Annotated in this window: 16 protein-coding genes; 1 reads left to right on the forward strand and 15 read right to left on the reverse strand. The window is 69.7% G+C overall.

Annotated elements, in window-relative coordinates; genetic code table 11:
• Positions 1-24 precede the first annotated feature (24 nt).
• From G528_RS17065 to sucC, 14 genes are all read right to left on the reverse strand, one after another.
• On the reverse strand, positions 25-1,500 hold the full coding sequence (locus G528_RS17065; protein ID WP_051198609.1) for a cell division protein PerM: 1,476 nt from the start codon (positions 1,498-1,500) through the stop codon (positions 25-27).
• A gap of 208 nt (positions 1,501-1,708) precedes the next feature.
• Entirely contained in the window at positions 1,709-2,656 is a 948-nt protein-coding gene (locus G528_RS0109500; protein WP_026918762.1) for a DUF5336 domain-containing protein, read from the reverse strand.
• A 127-nt stretch (positions 2,657-2,783) separates the two neighbouring features.
• Positions 2,784-4,703, reverse strand: a complete 1,920-nt coding sequence (locus G528_RS0109505; RefSeq protein WP_051198634.1) for an acetoacetate--CoA ligase — start codon at positions 4,701-4,703, stop codon at positions 2,784-2,786.
• A gap of 50 nt (positions 4,704-4,753) precedes the next feature.
• Positions 4,754-6,391: an AMP-binding protein gene (locus G528_RS0109510; RefSeq protein ID WP_026918764.1), complete on the reverse strand. Its 1,638-nt coding sequence runs from the start codon at positions 6,389-6,391 to the stop codon at positions 4,754-4,756.
• 109 nt (positions 6,392-6,500) lie between these two features.
• Complete coding sequence (locus G528_RS0109515) at positions 6,501-7,364, reverse strand: HpcH/HpaI aldolase/citrate lyase family protein (protein ID WP_026918765.1); 864 nt, start codon at positions 7,362-7,364, stop codon at positions 6,501-6,503.
• A 2-nt stretch (positions 7,365-7,366) separates the two neighbouring features.
• On the reverse strand, positions 7,367-7,867 hold the full coding sequence (locus G528_RS0109520; protein ID WP_026918766.1) for a MaoC family dehydratase: 501 nt from the start codon (positions 7,865-7,867) through the stop codon (positions 7,367-7,369).
• The gene (locus G528_RS0109525) at positions 7,864-9,009 is read right to left on the reverse strand and encodes an acyl-CoA dehydrogenase family protein (protein ID WP_026918767.1); all 1,146 of its coding nucleotides are present in this window, start codon (positions 9,007-9,009) and stop codon (positions 7,864-7,866) included. Before G528_RS0109525 ends, G528_RS0109520 begins: the two co-directional genes overlap by 4 nt.
• A 68-nt stretch (positions 9,010-9,077) precedes the next feature.
• The gene (locus tag G528_RS0109530) at positions 9,078-11,159 is read right to left on the reverse strand and encodes an acetyl/propionyl/methylcrotonyl-CoA carboxylase subunit alpha (RefSeq protein ID WP_035719586.1); all 2,082 of its coding nucleotides are present in this window, start codon (positions 11,157-11,159) and stop codon (positions 9,078-9,080) included.
• A gap of 13 nt (positions 11,160-11,172) precedes the next feature.
• Positions 11,173-12,729: a carboxyl transferase domain-containing protein gene (locus G528_RS0109535; protein ID WP_026918769.1), complete on the reverse strand. Its 1,557-nt coding sequence runs from the start codon at positions 12,727-12,729 to the stop codon at positions 11,173-11,175.
• Between the two features lie 104 nt (positions 12,730-12,833).
• Positions 12,834-13,463 carry a TetR/AcrR family transcriptional regulator gene (locus tag G528_RS0109540; RefSeq protein ID WP_026918770.1) on the reverse strand — a complete coding sequence of 210 codons (630 nt, stop codon included), beginning with the start codon at positions 13,461-13,463 and terminating at the stop codon, positions 12,834-12,836.
• Positions 13,464-13,558: 95 nt separating this feature from the next.
• A complete protein-coding gene (locus G528_RS0109545) occupies positions 13,559-14,896 on the reverse strand; it encodes a carboxyl transferase domain-containing protein (RefSeq protein ID WP_026918771.1) in 1,338 nt (445 codons plus the stop codon).
• Between the two features lie 31 nt (positions 14,897-14,927).
• Complete coding sequence (locus tag G528_RS17070) at positions 14,928-15,626, reverse strand: DUF5336 domain-containing protein (protein WP_035719592.1); 699 nt, start codon at positions 15,624-15,626, stop codon at positions 14,928-14,930.
• A 126-nt stretch (positions 15,627-15,752) separates the two neighbouring features.
• The gene (gene sucD, locus G528_RS0109555; protein ID WP_026918772.1) at positions 15,753-16,655 is read right to left on the reverse strand and encodes a succinate--CoA ligase subunit alpha; all 903 of its coding nucleotides are present in this window, start codon (positions 16,653-16,655) and stop codon (positions 15,753-15,755) included.
• Between the two features lie 15 nt (positions 16,656-16,670).
• On the reverse strand, positions 16,671-17,834 hold the full coding sequence (sucC, locus tag G528_RS0109560; protein ID WP_026918773.1) for an ADP-forming succinate--CoA ligase subunit beta: 1,164 nt from the start codon (positions 17,832-17,834) through the stop codon (positions 16,671-16,673).
• A gap of 312 nt (positions 17,835-18,146) precedes the next feature.
• Between sucC and G528_RS17075 the strand changes: the two genes are divergently transcribed.
• Positions 18,147-18,899, forward strand: a complete 753-nt coding sequence (locus tag G528_RS17075) for a M23 family metallopeptidase (RefSeq protein ID WP_342663115.1) — start codon at positions 18,147-18,149, stop codon at positions 18,897-18,899.
• 36 nt (positions 18,900-18,935) lie between these two features.
• Here G528_RS17075 and G528_RS0109570 read toward each other — a convergent pair whose 3' ends face one another.
• Positions 18,936-21,449: a UvrD-helicase domain-containing protein gene (locus G528_RS0109570; protein ID WP_026918774.1), complete on the reverse strand. Its 2,514-nt coding sequence runs from the start codon at positions 21,447-21,449 to the stop codon at positions 18,936-18,938.
• Positions 21,450-21,496: the final 47 nt, after the last annotated feature.

A 21,496-nucleotide genomic window follows, 5' to 3' on the forward strand; every position in this document is an offset into this window, starting at 1 on the left:
TTCGTCCGGGGCTGATGTCACGGACTACAGCTTAGTTCCCCGGTCCGCCGCGGTTCCGGGTGGGCCGGAGGGGTCCAGCTCCTCGCCGCTGTCGTCCTCGGTGCCGGTGCCGGTGTCGGTGTCGTCGGGATCGGCGTCGGAGGTCGTCGCGGCGCCATCGACGTCCACCGACTCCCCCTCGACATCGGCATCGGCATCGGCGCCGGTATCGGTATCGGTATCGGTATAGGTATAGGCATCGTCATCGAGATCGGCGTCCCCGTCGAGCAGTCCGTCGAGATCGAAGTCGTCGTCGCCGCGGTCGGCTCCGCGACGTTCGCGCAGCGATCCGAACAGCCACCCGGCCCCCACGTACACCAGTGCGGTGACCCCGAGGGAGGCCACCACGAACACGCCGGACAGCGGGGCGTTGACACCCGCGTGCCCGAGTTCTCCGACCTGGCCGCCGGCGACCCCCGTTGCGACGACGACCAGTCCTGACACGACCGCGACCGCGACCGCCACGGCACGCAGGTGCGCGAGGACGTCGGCGCTGCGGGTGACGCGGCCGATCAGGACGCCCGCGGTCACCGGGACGATGAACAGCAGCGCTCCCGCCGCCCCCATGTCGTCCTGCGGCACGAGGGCGGCGATCGGCAGCGGCGGCATCGCGCCCGCATGTGTGCTGAAGGCGTCGACGAGTGTGCCGCCGAGCGAGGCGCTCGCACCGCACGCGACGGCGGCCGCCCCGATGACGACGTTCGGCAGGTACAGGATCGACAGCACCGTGAGCCCGAGGTAGCCGTCGAATCCGTGTCCGAGGTCGGTCAGCTCGCCGACGCGCCGGAAGTGGATGACGAACGACGCGAGGACGGCCAGCGCCCCGCCGCCGAGGAGGACGAAGAAGGCGGCGGTCCCGGCGCGCGTCCCGACCCGGTCGGTCGGTGAGATCGCGAACTCCTCGAAGAACGGTTCCGCGATGCGCGGGATCACGCCGATGACGGCGGCGACGCCGTGGACCACCAGTGTCGTGACGAACGCCCCGAGCGGGTTCGGGTTGCCGACCGGGCCCGACGCCGTCCCCTCGGCGATCACGGCGAGTCCCAGCGCTGTCGCCACGAGGGGGCCCGCTACCGCGATGCCGCCGATTCGCAGCAGTTCGCCGGTCGTGGCCGCCGTGGCCGTCGCCCGCCGCACCACGCGCAGCGTGCCCAGCGCGACGAGGAGGGTCGGGACCAGCGGCAGCACGCTGATCGTGACACCACCGAGGTTGAGCGCCGTCTGGTTGGCGGCCAGCCAGCCCGCGGCGGTGGCCGACCCCAGTCCCGTCAGGCCGGCGCCCGCGGACAGCTGCACGACCGCGATGGCGACGGCGATGATCAGCCACGCGACGGTGGGGACGGTGACGCCGACGCGGACGACGTCCCAGGTGGCCTGGACGCGGGGTTCGGCATCGGCGCGACGTGCGACGCGGACCCGCCGGAGGCGGGTCGCGAGCGAGTCACTGGTCGGCGCGGGCATCACCTACGAGGGTGGCATGTCGTCACCGGCGCCGACATCGCGACGCGCCGCACGCGGCGGCGATTGCGGGGGAACCCACAGCTTTCACCCCGCACACGAGTTCAGCACAGACGACCTCCAGCGCACCGAAGACCTCCGGCCCGGCACGGATCAGGCCCGGCCCCCGCGTCGGGGACCGGGCCTGATCGGGGTCACACCCTCATCGGGGTCACTGCTGATCGGCGTTGCCGCTCTCGGGCTTGGGGAACGCGGTCGTCGCGCCCTCGGCGGCGTCGGCCGTCGAGTCGGTGGAGACGATCTCGGTCTGCCCGTACGACGGTGCCGGCGTCTGCTGCTGGCCGTACTGCGTGGCCTGGTACGACCCGGCCTGGTACGTGCCCGCCTGGTACGTGCCCGGCTGATACGTTCCGGCGCCCGACTGCGCCTGGTCCTGCTGGCCGTAGGAACCGTAGCCGTATGCCGCGGCATCGGTCGACGGCGCTGCCGCGGCGGCAGCGGGCGTTCCGGCTGCGGGCGGGGCCACGGTGAGCTGGCCGCCCTCCACCAGGAGCCACACGATCGCCGCGATGAGGGCGAGGATCGTGAACACGAGCAACAGGATCGCGCCGACCCCGTTGTCCATGCCGTCGAGGGTCGCGAACTGGAAGATCGTGACGAACGTGGCGACCGCGGTGAGCGAGAACACGATGCTCGCCACCCACTTGGCGCTGCCGAGGAGCAGCGAGGTGAGGGCCACGAAACCGGCGGCCGCGAACACGATGTACGGCGCCGAGTAGGCGGTCTCGAAGAGCTTGACCGAATCCGAGGACCCCCGGAACGACATCTTGTATCCGGCGAGGAAGCCGAGGAACAGCATCAGGACGCCGAGGCCGCCGACCACGCCGGCGAGGATGGTGCTGATGTTGGCCGGCAGTCCCTGACTGGGCGCCTTGGGCTGCTGGTAGCCGTACTGCGCCTGCGCGGCGTACTGCTGCCCGTACGGGTCCTGGGCCTGCTGGCCGTACTGGGCCTGGGCCTGCTGACCGTACTGGGCCTGCTGGTCGTACTGGCCCTGCTGGCCGTACTGGGCCTGCTGACCGTAGGCGCTCGGCGGCTGGTAGCCCGCCTGCTGACCGTACTGCTGGCCGTAGCCCGAACCCGACTGCGGGTAAGTCATAGATCACTCCTCATGAGGCAACGGCCACCCGATGGGATGACCGACGAACGCCGTCCACGCTAATACACCCGACCGGTCGCGTGCAGAACCGCGGGGTCCCGCCGCACACGGCCGTCCGGCGTCCGGATCACCAGCGGTGATCGCGGCCCCGCTGGGCGTACCACTCGATCAGCGAGTAGTCGTCGACCGACTTGGGGTCGATGCTGACCTCGCTGCGGCCCGCGAGAATCGCCGTGACCGGCACCTCGAGCTTCTTGCCCGTCCGCGTGTGCGGAATGCCGGGGGCCACGATCACCTCGTCGGGCACGTGGCGGGGCGAGAGCCGCGTCTTGATGTCGCCGGCCACCCGCGCGATCAGGTCGTCGGTGAGGTCGGCGCCGGGAACCAGGGTGACGAACAGCGGCATCCAGTACGCACCGCGCGGGCCGTCGACCCCGAGGACGAAGGCCTCCGCGATCTCCGGGATGCCCTCGACGACCTCGTAGATGTCGGCCGATCCCATGCGGATCCCGTGCCGGTTCAACGTCGCATCGCTGCGTCCGTGGATCACCAGGGACCCGCGTCGGGTGACGGTCACCCAGTCCCCGTGCCGCCACACCGGCGTCCGGTCGGCGGCGTCGCGCCCCTCCCACTCGTGCGCGAAGTACGCGTTCCGGTACCGCTCGCCGTCGGGGTCGTTCCAGAACATGACGGGCATCGACGGCATCGGTGCGGTGATCACCATCTCGCCGACCTCGTCGACGAGCGGCTGCCCCGCAGGCGACCAGCTCTCCAGGCTCACGCCCAGGTAGCGGGCCGACAGTTCCCCGGCGACCACCGGCACCCCGCTGGTGCCGCCGGCGAACGCCGTCACGACGTCGGTGCCGCCGCTGATCGACGACACCGGAAGACCGCGGCGGACGTTCTCGTCGATCCAGTCGAACAGGTCCGCGGCCAGCGTCGATCCGGTGCTGCCGATCGCCGCCAGCGCCGACAGGTCGTGGTCGGCCCCCGGGTGCAGGCCGGCCTTGCGGGACGCCTGGAGCTGCCCGGGGCTCGTACCGAAGTAGGTGACGCGTTCGCGCTCCACGATCCCCCACAGGCGGTCGGCGTCCGGGTGCAACGGCGAACCGCTGTAACAGACGATCCGCGCCCCGACCAGCAGTCCGGCGATCTGGTAGTTCCACATCATCCAGCTCAGCGCCGTCTGCCAGAAGAACACGGACTCCGCGCCGAGATCCGACTGGAGCGCCGTGGCCTTGAGGTGTTCGAGGACCACTCCCCCGTGGCCGTGCACGATCCCCTTCGGTCGGCCCGTGGTTCCGGAGGAGAACAGCACCCACAGCGGGTGGTCGAAGGGCACCGCCACCGACGTCGGAGCCTCGGAGCCCGGGGCCGCCTCTGCGTCGATCACGTCGGACCACCGCACCGCCGACTCGGCGTCCACCGCCGGCTCCCCCACGACGATGTGCGTCACGGGGCGACCCGACTCGGCGGCCAGGAGTTCGGCGAGCTCCGCCGATTCGGCACGGCGGTCGATGTCCTTGCCGTTGTAGCGGTACCCGGACGCCGAGAACAGCACGCGCGGCGACAGCTGGGCGAGGCGACCGGCGGCTCCCTCCGGCGCGTAGTCCTGACCGCAGCCCGACCAGATGGCGCCGAGCGATGCGGTCGCCAGGAAGGCGATCACGGCCTCGGGGATGTCCGGCAGGTACGCGGCCACCACGTCGCCCGGTTCGACGCCGGCGTCCCGCAGCGCGCGGGCGACGGCCCCGACGCGCGCCGGGAGTTCGGCCCACGTGACGGCGGTCCGGACCCCGTCCTCGTCGAGACCGACGATGGCCTCACCGGGGAGGCCCGCATTGCGCAGGACCACGTCGGTGTAGTTGAGGCGGGTGTCCGGGAACCAGACGGCACCGGGCATCGAGGCGTCGGCCAGGACCGCCTCGGCGTCGGCGCGCAGCGGTTCGGCGGCCACCTCGTCGAGGTCGAAGTGATCCCAGACCGCCCGCCAGAAGCCCGGCAGGTCGGTGACCGAATACGTCCAGACGTCGTCGTACGACGACATCGGTCGACCGGTGCGGTCGGCGAGTCGGGCGGCGAAGGCGTCGAAGATCGTCACCCGTCCAACCCCAGGAACTCGATGGACTTCTCGCGCATCTCCACCTTGCGGACCTTTCCGGTGACGGTCATCGGGAACTCGTCGACCACGTGGACGTACTTCGGGATCTTGTGGCGCGAGATGTGTCCGGCGGCGAATTCGCGCACCGTGTCGGCGTCGAGGGTGTCTGCACCGTCCCGAAGCCGGATCCACGCCATCAACTCCTCACCGTACTTCTCATCGGGCACCCCGATCACCTGGGCGTCGACGATGTCCGGGTGCGTGTAGAGGAACTCCTCGATCTCGCGGGGGTAGATGTTCTCGCCGCCGCGGATCACCATGTCCTTGATGCGGCCGGTGATCCGCACGTATCCGTCGTCGGCCATCACGCCCAGATCGCCGGTCCGCATCCACCCGTCGGGGTCGATGGCGTCGGCGGTCTTCTCCGGGTCGTTCCAGTAGCCCCTCATCACCGAGTACCCGCGGGTCCGGAACTCACCGGTCTCCCCGCGCGGCAGGATCTCGCCGGTCATCGGATCGGCGATCGCGATCTCCAGGTGCGGTCCGACCCGTCCGACGGTGGCGACCCGCAGGTCGAGGGCGTCGTCCATCCGGGTCTGTGTCGACACCGGGCTGGTCTCGGTCATTCCGTAGCAGATCGACACCTGCGACATGTTCATGTCGTCGATGACGCGACGCATCACCTGTTCGGGGCAGGGCGAACCCGCCATGATCCCGGTTCGCAGGGTCGACAGGTCGAACGACTCCCCGGAGTCGAGCAGCGCCAGTTCGGCGATGAACATCGTCGGGACGCCGTACAGGCTGGTGCACCGGTACTTCTCGACGGCGCTCAGCGCGGCCCGAGGGTCGAACGCCGGCCCGGGGATCACCATCGCACAGCCGAACGCGATGGCCGCGAGGTTGCCCATCACCATCCCGAAGCAGTGGTAGAAGGGCACCGGCAGACAGATGCGGTCGGCCTCGGTGTATTCCAGCAGCGACCCGACCATGTATCCGTTGTTGCCGATGTTGACATGCGTCAGCGTGACGCCCTTCGGGGATCCGGTGGTGCCGGAGGTGTACTGGATGTTGATCGGATCGTCCGCGCGCAGACCGGCCGCGATCTCGGCGATCTGCGCGAGCTCGTCGTCGGACGGCGCGGCCAGCATGTCCGCGAAGGTGTCCGACTCGAAGAGGATCACCTCGCGCAGGTCGTCGGCCTGATCGCGGACGTCGGCGAGCATCTGCGCGTAGTCGGAGTCCCGAAAGCTCTCGGCCGCCAAGACCAGCGACGTCCCCGACTGTTTGAGCGCGTACAGGAGTTCGTGACGCCGATAGGAGGGGTTGAGGACCACCAGGATCGCCCCGATCTCGGCCGCGGCGAACTGGGTGAGCACCCATTCGAATCGGTTCGGCGACCACAGGCTCACCCGGTCGCCGGTCTGCACGCCGTGCCGCCGCAGACCGGCGGCCAGGGCGAGCACGTCGCGGCGGAACTCCGCGTACGTCCACGATCGGTCGACCGCGGCGTCGATGAGCGCGTCGGAGTCGGGGTGCGCGGCCGCGGTCGCGGCGAGCGTGGTCCCGATGGTGTGCGTCAACAGCGGCGGTTCGGACTCGCCCGATGCGTACGAGAGGGGATCGCTGCCGGTCATGGTGTGCCTCCGTGGATCTCGGGGTGTGGGGGTCGGGGGTGGGAGTCGGGGGTGGGAGTCGGGGGTGGGAGTCGGGGGTGGGAGTCGGGGTGGAGCTTCCGAGTGATCGTCAGGAGCCGGCGACGGCCCTGGTCAGTATCGCGCGGGCCTGCGCGATCACCGGGCCGTCGATCATCTGACCGTCGAGGGCGAAGACGCCGCCGTCGTGGGCCTCGGCGCCCTCGACCACCCGGTGCGCCCACGCCACGCGGTCGGCGGACGGGGCGTAGCCGGCGCGGATGTGCTCCACCTGGCTCGGGTGGATGCAGGCCGTGGCGGTGTAGCCCTGTGCGACGGCGTCGCGGACCTCGGCGACCAGCCCGTCGACGTCGGCGATGTCGATGTGGACGGCGTCGATCGCCGCCGTGCCGAATGCCGCCGCCGCGAGCCGCACTCGCGCTCGCACGTGCCGCGCCACGTCACGGTAGCGACCGGGGTGCGCCTCGTCGTCGCCGAAGCGGCTCGACGTGCCGCCCATCCCCGCCGCGAGGTCCTCGGCGCCCCACATCAGTCCGACGCAGTTGGGGGCGGCCGCGATCTCCTCGACGCGGACGGCGCCCAGGGGTGTCTCGATGAGCGCGATCGTCGGGATCCCGTGTCCGGTGATCTCGTCGGCGCTCTGGACCTTGGCCTGCATGACGGTCCGGTACCCGGTGTGCGCGACGGCCTCGAGGTCGAGGGGATGCTCGGGCGAATCGGCGGGGTTGATCCGCACGATCACCCGGTCGGCGTCCACCGGTGTGGCGATCAGCGAATCGCGCGCCGCCGCCTTGTCGGCCGGTGCCACCGCGTCCTCCAGGTCGAGGATCACCACATCCGCGCGGTCGAGGGCTTTGCCGTAGCGTTCGGGCCGGTCGGCGGGGCAGAACAGCAGTGCCGGACCGGCCGGAGTCCATCCGGGTTGCGGATCGGTGGGGGTCGTCTCGCCGGTCATCGTCACTCGTCTCCCTCCGGGCGCACACGGACGAGGGTGGATCGCGACGCCCGCGCGACGATCACACCGTTCTGGTTGCGGCCGATGTGGGTGAGGTCGATGATCCCCTCGCCGGGACGCGACTTCGAGAGCCGCGCGCCCGTGCACTCGGTCTCGCCGTACAGGGTGTCACCGGCGAACATCGGTGCGGGGAAGGCGATCTCGTGGAATCCGAGGTTGGCCACCAGCGTCCCCTGGGTCAGCTGGGCCACCGACAGGCCGACGATCGTCGAGAGGGTGAGCATGGAGTTCACCAGGCGCTGTCCGTCGAATCCCGGTTGGGTCGCCGACCACGCGGCATCCAGGTGGAGCGCCTGGGTGTTCATCGTCAGTGTCGTGAACAGGACGTTGTCGGCCTCGGTGATGGTGCGGCCCGGCCGATGCTCGTAGACGGCGCCGATCTCGAACTCCTCGAACCAGAGTCCCCGCTGGGTGATCCGCTTCGCGGCGGTGTCCGCGCTCATGCCGGCAGTCCCAGCGCGCGGGCGATCAGCATGAGCTGTACCTCGGTGGTGCCCTCGCCGATCTCGAGGATCTTCGAGTCACGGTAGTGGCGCGAGACGAGATACTCGTTCATGAAGCCGTAACCGCCGTGGATCTGCGTGCCCATCCGGGCGTTGTCCATCGCAGCCTCCGACGACACCATCTTGGCGATGGACGCCTCCTTCTTGAAGGGTTTGCCCGCCAGCATCTTGGCGGCGGCGTCGTAGTACGCCATCCGCGCCACGTGGGCCCGCGCCTCCATCCGTGCGATCGCGAACGACACCGACTGGTATTCGGCGATCGGCTTGCCGAACGACTTGCGTTCGCGGGCGTACTGCACGCACGCGTCGACGCACCCCTGTGCGACGCCCGTGGCCAGTCCGGCGATCGCGATGCGGCCCTCGTCGAGGATCGACAGGAAGTTGGCGTATCCGCGGCCTCGTTCGCCGAGGAGGTTCTCCCGGGGCACGCGGGCGTCGGAGAAGCTCAGCGGGTGGGTGTCCGAGGCGTGCCAGCCGACCTTGTCGTAGGCGGGTTCGGCGACGAACCCCGGGGTGTCGGACGGGACGATGATCGTCGAGATCTCCTTGCGGTCGCCCGCCGCGCCGGTGACGGCGGTGACGGTGACCAGCGATGTGATGTCGGTTCCCGAGTTGGTGATGAACTGCTTGGCGCCGTTGAGGACCCAGCTGTCACCGTCTTCGCGCGCGGTGGTCGCGGTCGCACCGGCGTCCGACCCCGCTCCGGGTTCGGTGAGACCGAACCCGGCGAGCGCCCGGCCCGCGAGGAGGTCGGGAAGCCAACGCTGTTTCTGCTCGTCGGTGCCGAACCGGTAGATGGGCATGGCGCCGAGCCCCACGCCGGCTTCGAGGGTGATCGCCACGGACTGGTCGACCTTGCCGAGTTCCTCCAACGCCAGCGCGAGCGCGAAGTAGTCACCGCCCATACCGCCGTACTCTTCCGGGAACGGCAGCCCGAACAGTCCCATCTGCCCCATCTGGGCGACGACCTCGTACGGGAAGGTCTTCTCCCGATCGTGCTGCGCCGAGACGGGGGCCACCACCTGCTGGGCGAAGTCGCGGACGCTGTCGACCAGGTCGGTGTATTCCTGCGTCAATTCCATGAGAGTGAGAGTTCCTTCGTCGAGTTCGTGCGTGTGTGTGCGGGCCCGGCGGCGTGCGGGCCCGGCTCCTACTGATCTGGGCCGGTCGGATCTGGGTCGGTCGGATCTGGCGCGACGACTTGCGCGAGGACCTGCTGCGCGTCGACCTTGTCGCCGACTCGGACCTTCACGGTCGCCGTGCCGTCGATCGGCGCGCGGAGAGTGTGCTCCATCTTCATCGCCTCCACCACGACCAATGCGTCGGACGCCGTCACGGCGGCGCCGTCGGTTCCGGGCACCGCGACGACGGTCCCCGGCATGGGGCTGACGACGTCGCCCACCGCGTCCCCCTCATCGTGCTGTGTCAGCGCTCGCGCCGTGTGCAGAATCCACGTTCCCGGATCGCCGGCCACCCAGCGTCGGCCGTCGTCGTCGGCCCGGACGGCCCACCGCCGCCGCCGACCCTCGACCATCAGGTCGAAGACGCCCGCATCGGGGGTCGGGCGCAGGACGACGCTCGACGTCCACGGGGTGTTCCCGCCGTCCTCGGCGGCCGGGGCGTTTCCCCCGTCCTCGGTGCGCACCGTCACGTCGGCCGCGAGCCGGGCGGTGTCGGCGGCGGTGATCTGCGCCGACACGGTGTAGCGATGCCCGGCAGACACCAGTCGGGTGACGACCGGGGACGGGGCGCCGATCCGGAACCCCAGTGCCGACGACCACAGGTCGTCGGGGTCGCCGAGTCGCAGTCCGCCGAGCGCACCCGCGACGAGGGCCTCGGGTCCCGGCGGCGGCGCGCTGTAGTCCACGGCGATCCGGTCGAGCAGCTCGGTGTCGAGGTCCGCCGTCCGCACGGACTGCTGGGCGATCACATACCGGCAGAAGTCGATGTTGGTCACGACGCCGAGCAGACGCGTACCCGACAGCGCCTCCTCCAGTCGGTCGAGAGCCTCGTCGCGGTCGGTGCCGTAGGTGATGACCTTCGCCAGCATCGGGTCGTAGTCGCTGCCGATCACCGACCCCTCGGCGATGCCGCTGTCGATGCGGACGCCCGTGCCGGTCCGCGGCCACGAGAGCCGCTCCACGGTGCCGCCGGTCGGGAGGAAGCCCTGCCCCGGGTCCTCCGCGTACACGCGGGCCTCGAAGGCGTGACCGGTGAGGACGATGTCGTCCTGGGTGAGCGACAGCGGCTCGCCGCGGGCGATGCGCACCTGCTGCTCCACCAGGTCGACGCCCGTCACCAGTTCGGTGACCGGATGCTCCACCTGCAGCCGCGTGTTCATCTCCATGAAGAAGAACTCATCGGGACGCACCGCCGAGACGATGAACTCGACGGTGCCCGCGCCCGTGTAACCGACGCTGCGCGCGGCATCGCACGCCGCCTCGCCGATGCGGGCCCGGGTGGCCTCGTCGAGCAGTGCCGACGGCGCCTCCTCGATGACCTTCTGGTGTCTGCGCTGCAGTGAGCATTCGCGTTCGCCGAGGTGGATGACGTTTCCGTGCTGGTCGGCGAGGATCTGCACCTCGATGTGGCGCGGAGTGAGGACGAAGTGCTCGATGAACAGGGTGTCGTCGCCGAACGCCGACGACGCCTCGCGGCGGGCCGTCACCAGGGCTTCGGCCAGGTCGGACGGGTCGTCGACGCGGTGCATGCCCTTACCGCCGCCGCCCGCGCTGGGCTTGATGAGCACGGGGAAGCCGACCCCCTGCGCGCCGTCGACGAGCTCTGCGTCGCTCAGCCCCGGTCGCGAGATGCCCGGCACCACCGGAACGTCCCGCCGGGTGACGGCCTCGCGCGCGGTGATCTTGTCGCCCATCGTGGCGATGGCCTCGGCGGGCGGCCCGATGAAGACGATGCCCGCCTCGGCGAGGGCCGCGGCGAACTGCTGGTTCTCCGAGAGGAAGCCGTACCCGGGGTGGACGGCGTCGGCGCCGGTGATCCGTGCGGCCTCCACCACGGCGTCGATTCTCAGGTAGCTCTCGGTGGCCGCCGCCGGGCCGATCCGGACCGCTTCGTCGGCCATGAGGACGTGCGGGGCGTCCGCGTCGGCGTCGGAGTACACGGCGACGGATTTGATGCCCATCGTGTGGAGCGTGCTCATCACCCGGCAGGCGATCTCGCCGCGGTTGGCGACGAGGACTTTCCGCAGGGTGGTCGTCTCGATCTGATTCATCTGTGTTCGCCTCTCACATCCGGAAGACGCCGTAGCCGGGATCGGCGAGCGGTGCGTACCGGCAGGACTCCAATGCCAGGCCGAGCACCGTGCGGGTGTCGGCGGGGTCGATGATGCCGTCGTCCCACAGCCGGGCCGTGGAGTAGTAGGCGTCGGACTGCTCCTCGAACTGCTCGCGGATCGGCTCCTTGAACGCCTCCTCGTCGGCTTCCGACCAGGTGTCGCCCGACCTCTCGACGCCGCGCCGCCGGACGGTGGCGAGGGTGTCTGCGGCCTGCGGCCCGCCCATCACCGAGATGCGGGCGTTGGGCCACATCCACAGGAAGCGCGGGGAGTAGGCGCGGCCACACATCGAGTAGTTGCCGGCACCGAACGAGCCGCCGATCATCACCGTGAGCTTGGGGACGCGGGCACAGGCGACGGCGTTGACCATCTTGGCACCGTTCTTGGCGATGCCGCCCTCCTCGTACTGCCGACCGACCATGAAGCCGGTGATGTTCTGCAGGAAGATCAGCGGGATGCGGCGCTGGTCGCAGAGTTCGATGAAGTGGGCGCCCTTGAGCGCCGACTCGCTGAACAGGACCCCGTTGTTGGCGATGAAGCCGACGGGGTGCCCGTGGAGCGTCGCGAACGCGGTCACCAGCGACGTCCCGTATCCGGCCTTGAACTCGGTGAACCGGCCGCCGTCGGACAGGATCTCGATGACCTCGCGCACGTCGTACGGGATCCGCGGGTCGGTGGGGACGACGTCGTACAGGTCGCTCTGGTCGCGGGTCGGCGCCACGGTGGGGGTGGTCTCCCACTGCGCGGGTTCGCGCGGCCCGAGGGTGGCGATGATCTCCCGCACCTTGGCCAGGGCCTGCTCGTCGTTGTCGACCAGGTGGTCGGTCACGCCGGAGACGGTGGAGTGCATGGTCCCGCCCCCGAGGTCTTCGGCGGTCACGTCCTCCCCGGTGGCGGCCTTCACCAGCGGCGGCCCCGCCAGGAAGATCGTTCCCTGGTTCCGGACGATGACGTTCTCGTCGCTCATCGCGGGGACGTATGCGCCGCCGGCGGTCGAGGATCCCAGCACCGCCGAGATCTGCGGGATGCCCGCGGCGCTCATCGTGGCCTGGTTGTAGAAGATCCGGCCGAAGTGCTCGCGATCGGGGAAGACCTCGTCCTGGTTGAGGAGCATGGCGCCGCCGGAGTCGACCAGGTAGATGCACGGGAGCCGGTTCTGTCCGGCGATCTCCTGGGCGCGCAGATGCTTCTTGACGGTCATCGGATAGTAGGTGCCGCCGGAGACGGTGGCGTCGTTGGCGACGATCATGCATTCGCGTCCGTGGATGCGACCGATGCCGGCGACCACACCCGCGCTGGGCGCCTTGTCGTCGTACATGCCGTGTGCGGCCAGCGGCGCCACCTCCAGGAACGGCGATCCCGGGTCGATCAGCGCGTCGATCCGCTCCCGCGGGAGCAGCTTGCCCCGTTCGGCGTGACGCGCTCTGGCCTTCTCGCCGCCGCCGACGGCGGCGACGCGAAGGCGTTCGCGAAGCTCTGCGACATTCGTCCGGTGCTGTGAACTCACCCCGGCCCCTTCAGTTAAGGAACATTAACTGAAATTGAGTGTAGGTGAGGACCCTCACATCGTCCAGCGTTCTGTCGAAACAACTCGGCGCCCGAGCACGGCCGTCAGCAGTCCAATGCAGCGAAAGCCATCCGCGGCAACAGATCCCGCAATCGATCGGGCGGAAAATCGGGAAGCCGCGGCGACGAGTTGAGCAAGCCGAACATCGCGTGCACCCGCACCCTGGCCTCCAGCGCCTCGAGCTCGACCCCCCGCTCCCGCGCATGGTCGAGCAGCACCCCCACCCAGGACTCCACGTATCGGCGCTGCAGCGAACGGACCCGGTGCCGCGCCTGCGGCGACAGCGACCACAGGTCCCGATCCTGCACGCTGATCAGATCGGGTTTCGTCACGAGCTCGTCGATGTGGAAGTCGATGAGGCGACGCAGCACCTCGGTGGGATCACCGCCGGCATCGACGGCCGCGCGCCCGCCGTCGTGCAACCGCTCGGACACCTCCAGCAGGATCTCGTCGATGAGATCGGACTTCGAGGCGAAGTGCCGATACATCGCCGGACCGCTGATACCCACCTCGGCGCCGATGTCCTCCAACCGCACGCCGCTGTAGCCGCGCTGCGCGATCTGTCGGGCGGCCGCGGCCAGGATCTCGGCGCGGCGCGCGGCCTTCGCCTGCTCGCGCCGCGTGACCGGCCGAGGGTGCGTCGTCGGTCGGTTCCTATCGTCAGGTGGGTTCATGTCCTCGGGTGGGTCATGTCGTCGGGTGGGTCATGTCGTCGGGTGGATCATGTAACCGTGGACTCTACCGCCGACCCGCCCACCGTCCGCCGAGGTCAGACGCGGACTCGACGGGCGAACGCGGGCTCCGGGTCGGCGGCGGCCCACCGCTGCAGCGCACCGAGCACGTCGGCCAGCGTCGTCGCCACCTCGTCGATGATGCCGAGAGCCGCCAGATCGCGGACCCAGATGCTCTGGTCGGCCGCCATCTGCCCCGCGGCATCGGTGTCGCCGTGCATGATGACGCTCGCCCCCTCCGGCGGCAGCGGCGACAACCACGCATCCGCCGCGCCCACGGTGTGATCGGCGGGGAACAGCGCCAGCGCCGCTCCCCCGGTTCCCTGGCCGAGCAGGATCGACAGCGTCGGCACGCCGACGGCGAGAAGCTCGGCCGTGCACAGTGCGATCTGTCGCGCCAGACCGCGTTCCTCGGCGTCCACCGAGAGTTCTCCCCCGTCGGTGTCGATCACCGTCACCAGGGGCAGTCGCAGCCGTCGCGCCAGCGCGATGCCCCGACGGGCGATGCGCAGCTCGCCGACGGACACGGTCCGCCCGAGCGCCTGCTGGTGGCGGTCCTGCCCCACCACGACCATCGGCCGCCCCGCCGCCCGGCCGAACGCCACCTGGACCGCGCCGTCGCCGATCAGCCGCACCGCGTCGAGGTGCCGACCGAGTTCGGCCAGACCGGGACGCCCCGAACGGCGCGTCGACTCCACGGCCTCCCACGCGGTGTGGACCTGCGCCGCCAACTCTCCGGCCGGCATCCGGCGCGCGGCCCCGGCGTCCGGGTCGACGGCCTCGAGCACGCGCGCCACCCGGCGCCCGAGGCCCGACGGGTCGATCAGATCGTCGACGACACCGAGACGATGCAGATTCTCGGAGGTCTGCACGCCCTCGGGAAAACGTTCGCCGTGAATCCCCTCGTACACCTTGGGGCCGAGGAAGCCGACGAGCGCATCGGGTTGCGCCCACGTCACGTCGCCCAGCGATCCCCACGACGCGAACACCCCACCGGTGGTGGGGTGCCGCAGATACACCAGGTAGAGGAGCCCCGCCTCGCGATGCGCCTCGACGGCCGCGGTGATCGCGGCCATCTGCAGGAAGGCCGGGGTGCCCTCCTGCATCCGGGTACCGCCCGAGGCCGGCATCGCCAACAGCGGCATCTCCCGCGTGGTCGCCCGCCGCACGGCCGAAACGATTCGGCGGCCGGCGACCGCCCCGATGGATCCGCCGGCCACGCCGAACTCACTGACCACCAGGGCGATCCGCCGACCGCCGACACTCGCCGCTCCGGTCCGCACCGACTCGTCGTCGGCCGACCACGGCTCCCAACTGCCTTCATCGATCACCGCGTCGAGCATCGCGCGGGCATCGAGTCGCTCCACACCGGTCATGCCCCGATCATGCCTGATCGGGGCGAGCGCGCTACCGCCCCTGCTGCGGGCCGTCCGCGCCACGCAGACCCGTGAGCACGGTGGCCGCACCGAGCAGCGCCATCTGGGCGAAACCGAGGATCAGGGCGACGTACGCACCGGCGCCGAGGCTGATGAAGGACGGCAGGCCGACGGCACACACGAACAGGCCGAGCCACCCGACCACCGAGAGGAACGCCAACAGCGGGAGGTACTTGCGCCACGCCGGAACGATCAGGGCGCCACTCGCGACGGCGACCACACCGAGCAGCAGGAAGAACCATCCGGGGCTGAGCACCAGCGACGGGGTCAGGTACGCGGGGATGTCGATGCTGTCACCGAGGTCGTTCACCCACGACTCGGCCTTGTCCTCGATCGTCTCGGAGATGGTGATCCATCCGACGAATCCCATGAAGAAGGTGATGATGCCGGCGATAGCCGACGCGAGCGTCAGCAGGACCGGCAGCGGCGTGCGCGAGAACCACGACGGCTGAGCGGGCTGCATCGGAGCGAATCCCTGCGGGTATCCCGGCGGCGGGCCGTACCCCTGCCCGGGAGCGACCTGGCCCGGGCCGACCTGCCCGGGGACACCGCCGGTCCAGGGCTGCGATGCGGGGTCGGGGTACTGCTGACCCGAGACCTGGGTCTCCTGATGGGGCATGCCCTGAGCAGGCTGATCGCCGGGCTGTCCCGGGTACTGAGGATTCGTCATGTCGGTATTTAACCATTCGCCGGTGACAGGAACACGGCACGGGACCGAATTTCTCCCCTGTTGGAATGACACGGACCCCGGACGGATACGAGATCCGTCCGGGGTCCGGGTGGAGGTTCGCCCGCTCTAGAGCGCGTCGAACAGCTCGCGAGCCAATTCGGCCGTCTCACTCGGCGTCTTGCCGACCTTGACGCCCGCCGCCTCGAGGGCCTCCTTCTTGGCCTGGGCCGTTCCGGAGCTGCCCGAGACGATGGCGCCGGCGTGGCCCATCGTCTTGCCCTCCGGAGCGGTGAAGCCGGCCACGTAGCCCACGACGGGCTTGGTGACGTTGGCCTTGATGTACTCGGCGGCCCGCTCCTCGGCGTCGCCGCCGATCTCGCCGATCATCACGATCAGCTTGGTCTCCGGGTCCTTCTCGAACGCTTCGATGGCGTCGATGTGCGTGGTCCCGATGACCGGGTCGCCGCCGATGCCGATGGCGCTCGAGAAACCGAGGTCGCGGAGCTCGTACATCATCTGGTAGGTCAGGGTTCCCGACTTCGACACGAGGCCGATCGGACCCTTGCCGGTGATGTTGTTCGGGGTGATGCCGACGAGTGCCTCGCCCGGCGTGATGATGCCGGGGCAGTTCGGCCCGATGATGCGGGTCTTGGCACCCTTCTCGACGTTGTACGCCCAGGCGTACGCCGAGTCCTGCACCGGAATGCCCTCGGTGATGACCACGAGCAGCGGGATCTCCGCGTCGATGGCCTCGATGATGGCGTCCTTCGAGAAGGCCGGCGGCACGAACGCGATCGACGTGTCGGCGCCGGTGGACTCCATCGCCTCGGCGACGGTCCCGAAGACCGGCAGCTCGACGGTGTTTCCGTCGGCGTCGACGTGGCTGACCGTGGTGCCGGCCTTGCGGGCGTTGACGCCGCCGACGACATCGGTGCCGGCCTTGAGCATCAACGCGGTGTGCTTGGTGCCCTCGCCGCCGGTGATGCCCTGGACGATGACCTTGTTGTTCTTGTTCAGGTAGATCGACATGAGTCTTCGGGTCTCCTACTTGTTCGCCAGCTCAGCGGCCTTGTCGGCACCCGAGTCCATGGTGTCCGCCAGAGTCACCAGCGAGTGGTTGGCCTCGGCAAGGATCTTGCGACCCTCCTCGACCTTGTTGCCGTCGAGACGCACCACCAGCGGCTTGCTCGCGGTGTCGCCCAGCTTGCCGAGCGCGCCGATGATGCCGTTGGCGACGGCGTCGCAGGCCGTGATTCCGCCGAAGACGTTCACGAAGACGCTCTTGACCTGCTCGTCACCCAGGATGACGTCGAGGCCGGCCGCCATGACGTCGGCCGACGCGCCGCCGCCGATGTCGAGGAAGTTGGCGGGCTTCACGCCGCCGTGCTTCTCACCGGCGTAGGCGACGACGTCGAGCGTCGACATGACCAGACCGGCACCGTTGCCGATGACGCCGACCTGACCGTCGAGCTTGACGTAGTTGAGGTCGTTCTCCTGAGCCTTCAGCTCCAGGGGGTCGGTGGCGTCCTTGTCCTGGAAGTCGGCGTGACCGGGCTGACGGAAGTCCGCGTTGCCGTCGAGCGTGACCTTGCCGTCGAGTGCCAGGATCTGATCGTCCGGCGTGCGGACGAGCGGGTTGACCTCGACGAGGAGTGCGTCCTCGGCGACGAAGGTCTCCCAGAGCTTCTGGATCGTCACGGCCGCGGCGTCGAGGACCTCGGCCGGGAGGTGTCCCTTCTCGGCGATCTCGCGGGCGAACGCGAGGTCGACGCCCTTGACCGCGTCGACCGAGACCTTGGCGAGGCGGTCGGGCTTCGTCGCGGCGACCTCCTCGATCTCCATGCCGCCCTCCACCGAGCACATGGCCAGGTAGTTGCGGTTCGCGCGGTCGAGCAGGAAGGAGATGTAGTACTCCTCGGCGATGTCGCTCGCCTCGGCCACGAGCAGCCGCTTGACGATGTGGCCCTTGATATCGAGCCCGAGGATGTTGTCGGCGTGCGTCTGTGCGTCATCGGGGGTCGCGGCGTATTTGACGCCTCCCGCCTTGCCACGGCCGCCGACCTTGACCTGCGCCTTGATCATCACGGGCTTGCCGATTTCCTCGGCGATCGCCCGCGCATCGGCGGCAGTATCGGTCACCCGACCGGGTGTGGTGGGTACCCCATGCTTGGCGAACAGTTCCTTCGCCTGGTATTCGAAGAGATCCATTCAGCTCACCATCTGAAGTAATTGTCGTTGGTCCGCCATCGGTGTAACGCGGGCCATAGGCGACTGTAGTAGCCCGTCTCGGTCTCGATCGCACATGCCCCCAACCTTGTGCGGCAGATCACCCCCTACTGGCCGGTAACCCCGCAGCCACCGCGATTACCCCGCCTGAACTGTGAGTATCCACCGTGATGTGGACCGGCCGGTGGACTTCCCGTGCGCGCGTGAGCTACCGTCATTGAGGTTGGTAACAACTAGGTCACGACACGCGGAGCATCGGAGGATGCTTCGAGAACTACTTCCGAGGTGAACCACTTGGCAGCGAAGCACCGCCTCCGTGCTCCGTCATCGGCGCTCAAGGCACGCACCGCGCTGTTCGCCATCGCCGCCGGCGCCACCACCATCGCCGTGACCGGCTCCGCCTCCGAGACCACGACGTCGCCCATCACCGCCGCCCCCTCCGAGCCCACCGACGGCACCTCGACCGACGGCACCACCGTCTCGCTGGCGGCCTCCGGCTCCGACAGCGACACCGGTCCGGGGGTGGTCGCATCCTCCACCGAAGCCGACTTCGACGGCTTCACCGGACAGCTCGCCGAGGGCAAACGCCTGGCCAAGGCCAAGGCCGCACGCGAAGCCGCCGCACGGCGTCCCCTGGTCGCCAGCCCGATCAACTTCGGCGTCTACAACCTGACGTCCGCCTTCGCCCCGCGCTGGGGCGCCTTTCACGGCGGCATCGACCTCGCCGCCCCGCTGGGGACCCCGATCCACGCCGCGACCGACGGAGTCGTCAAGGAGGCCGGGCCGGCCGCCGGATTCGGCAACTGGATTCAGATCCAGGCCGACGACGGCACCATCACCGTGTACGGCCACATGGCCTCCTCCGGCGTCCTGGTCCACAAGGGCCAGAAGGTGACCGCGGGCGACACCATCGGACTCGTCGGCTCGGAGGGCTTCTCGACCGGTCCGCACTGCCACTTCGAGGTGTGGAAAGACGGGAAGAAGAAGATCGACCCGGCGCCCTGGCTCGCCAAGCGCGGCGTCCGCCTCTCCGGCCTCACCGGCTGACTCGCTCCGGCCTACCGGCTGACTCACGGCCTCCGCTCAGAGCTTCTCGCCCGGCAGCCCGCCCGCCGTCATCAGCGTCACGCGTCCGACGTTGCCGCCGAAGTCGAAGGTGATGCGTTCGGTGACACCCGTCCCCTCCTTCGCCACGGCCTTCCCGAGCCCGTACTGCGGGTGGTTGATGCGATCGCCGATCGCATAGTCCACCTTCGTGTTGCGGCTGCGCGCCGCCGACCCGAAGCCGAAGGCCCCCGACCGTGCCCCGACAGCGGGCGATCCGACAGCATGCGACCCGACAGCGGGCGATCCGAAGCCGCGCGAGGACCGCTGCGGCTCGGTCCGTCGCCAGTCGAGGAGATGTTGCGGGATCTCCTGCAGGAACCGCGATTCGGGATTCGAGACCGGCTGCCCCCACGATGCGCGCGACAGTGCGCGGGTGAGGTACAGCTTCTGCCGGGCCCGAGTGATCCCCACGTAGGCCAGGCGTCGCTCCTCGCTGAGTTCGGCGGGGTCGCCGAGGGCGCGCATGTGCGGGAACTGCCCGTCCTCCCAACCGGTCACGAAGACCACCGGGAACTCCAGCCCCTTCGCCGTGTGCAGGGTCATCATCGTCACGACGCCCTCCCCCTCGTCGGGGATCTGGTCGGCGTCGGCCACCAGGGCGACCCGCTCCAGGAAGGCCGCGAGCGACCCGGGTTCGGGTTCGCCGTCGGTGTCCCCGCCGTCCCCGCCGTCCCCATCGTCCCCGCCGTCCCCGTCGGCGTCCTCCGCGGAGCGTTGGGCGGCGTCGAGGCTGAACTCGCGGGCCACCGCGATCAACTCGTTGAGGTTGTCCATGCGGGCCGCGTCCTGCGGATCGTTGGACGCCTCGAGCTCACCGCGGTATCCGCTGCGCTCCACGATGCCGTCCACGAGGTCACCGATGTCGGCGCCCTCGGCGGTCGCGTCGGCCACGGCGGTGTCCGCGGACTCGCCGCCGATGGAATCGAAACCGAGCAGGAAGTCGGTACGCAGGCCCTCGATCAGCTCGACGAACGCGGTGATCTGCTTGACCGCCCGGGTGTTCAGCAGCGGGACGCGGTTCTCCGTGGCGGCCACCAGCGCCTCGTAGAAGCTGATGCCCAGGTTCTCGGCGTGGACGGCCACGCACGCCTCCGCGCGATCACCGATCCCGCGGCGCGGCGTGTTGAGGATCCGCCGCAGGCTCACCGAGTCGTCCGGGTTCGCGACCACCCGCAGGTACGCGACGATGTCGCGCACCTCCTTGCGTTCGTAGAACTTCGTCCCGCCGACGACCTTGTACGGGATGCCGTGTCGGACGAAGACCTCCTCGAGCGACCTCGAGGAGGTGTTGGTCCGGTAGAAGACCGCCACGTCGCCGTAGGTGTGCGACGCCGATCCGCCGATCGAATAGTCGACGAGCTCCTCGATCTCCTTGGCGATGAACGCCGCCTCGTCGCGATCGGAGTCGGCGACGTAGCCGACGATGGGCGCGCCGTCACCGGAGTCGGTCCACAGCTTCTTCTCGCGGCGGTTCTCGTTCCGCGCGATCACCGCGTTGGCCGCCGACAGGATCGTCTGGGTGGACCGGTAGTTCTGTTCCAGCAGGATGGTCTCGGCGTTCGGGTAATCGCGCTCGAACTCCTCGATGTTGCGGATCGTCGCGCCGCGGAACGCATAGATCGACTGGTCGGCGTCGCCGACGACGCACAGTTCCGACGGCGGCACGCCCCCGGCGCCGCGGTCGGTGCCGCCCTCCTCACCGACGAGCTCGCGGACCAGCACGTACTGCGCGTGGTTGGTGTCCTGGTACTCGTCGATCAGCACATGCCGGAAGCGGCGCCGGTAGTACTCGGCGATGTCCGGGTGCCGCTGCAGCAGCGACACGGTCTCGCCGATCAGGTCGTCGAAGTCGAACGCGTTGGCCGCCGCGAGCCGCCGCTGGTATTCGGCGAAGATCCGGGCGACGATCCCCGCCGAGAGCTCGGCCTGCCCCTGCGCGTGCGCCTCGGCGGCGGCATCCTCGGGGGTCGTCAACTCGTTCTTGAAGTTGGAGATGAGCGTGCCGACTCCGCGGGGTGAGAACTTCTTGGCGTCCAGATCGAAGTCGCGGACGATCATGCCCAGCAGCCGGCGGGAGTCGTCGGCGTCGTAGATGGAGAAGTTCGAGTTCCGGTCGCCCAGCAACGCCGACTGCGCCCGCAGTATCCGCACGCACGTGGAGTGGAACGTGGAGACCCACATGTAGGCGGCGCGCGGTCCCACGAGGTCGATGACCCGCTCGCGCATCTCCGCGGCCGCCTTGTTGGTGAACGTGATCGCCAGGATCTGCCCGGGTGTGATCCCGCGTTCGGCGAGCAGGAAGGCGATGCGGCGCGTCAGCACCGCCGTCTTCCCCGATCCCGCACCCGCGACGATGAGCAGCGGCGATCCCTCGTGCAGCACCGCCTCACGCTGCCGAGTGTTGAGACCGTCGAGGAGCTCACGCCCACGGTCGGTGAGCCGACCGGCGGGATGGACAGCGGTGGCGGGCGCAGTGCGTGCAGTGTTCATGGCCCGTCCAGGCTACCGCCGCCCGGTGACATCCCCGGCCGGCCGCC

Source organism: Gordonia shandongensis DSM 45094, from assembly GCF_000423025.1.
GTDB lineage: Bacteria > Actinomycetota > Actinomycetes > Mycobacteriales > Mycobacteriaceae > Gordonia > Gordonia shandongensis.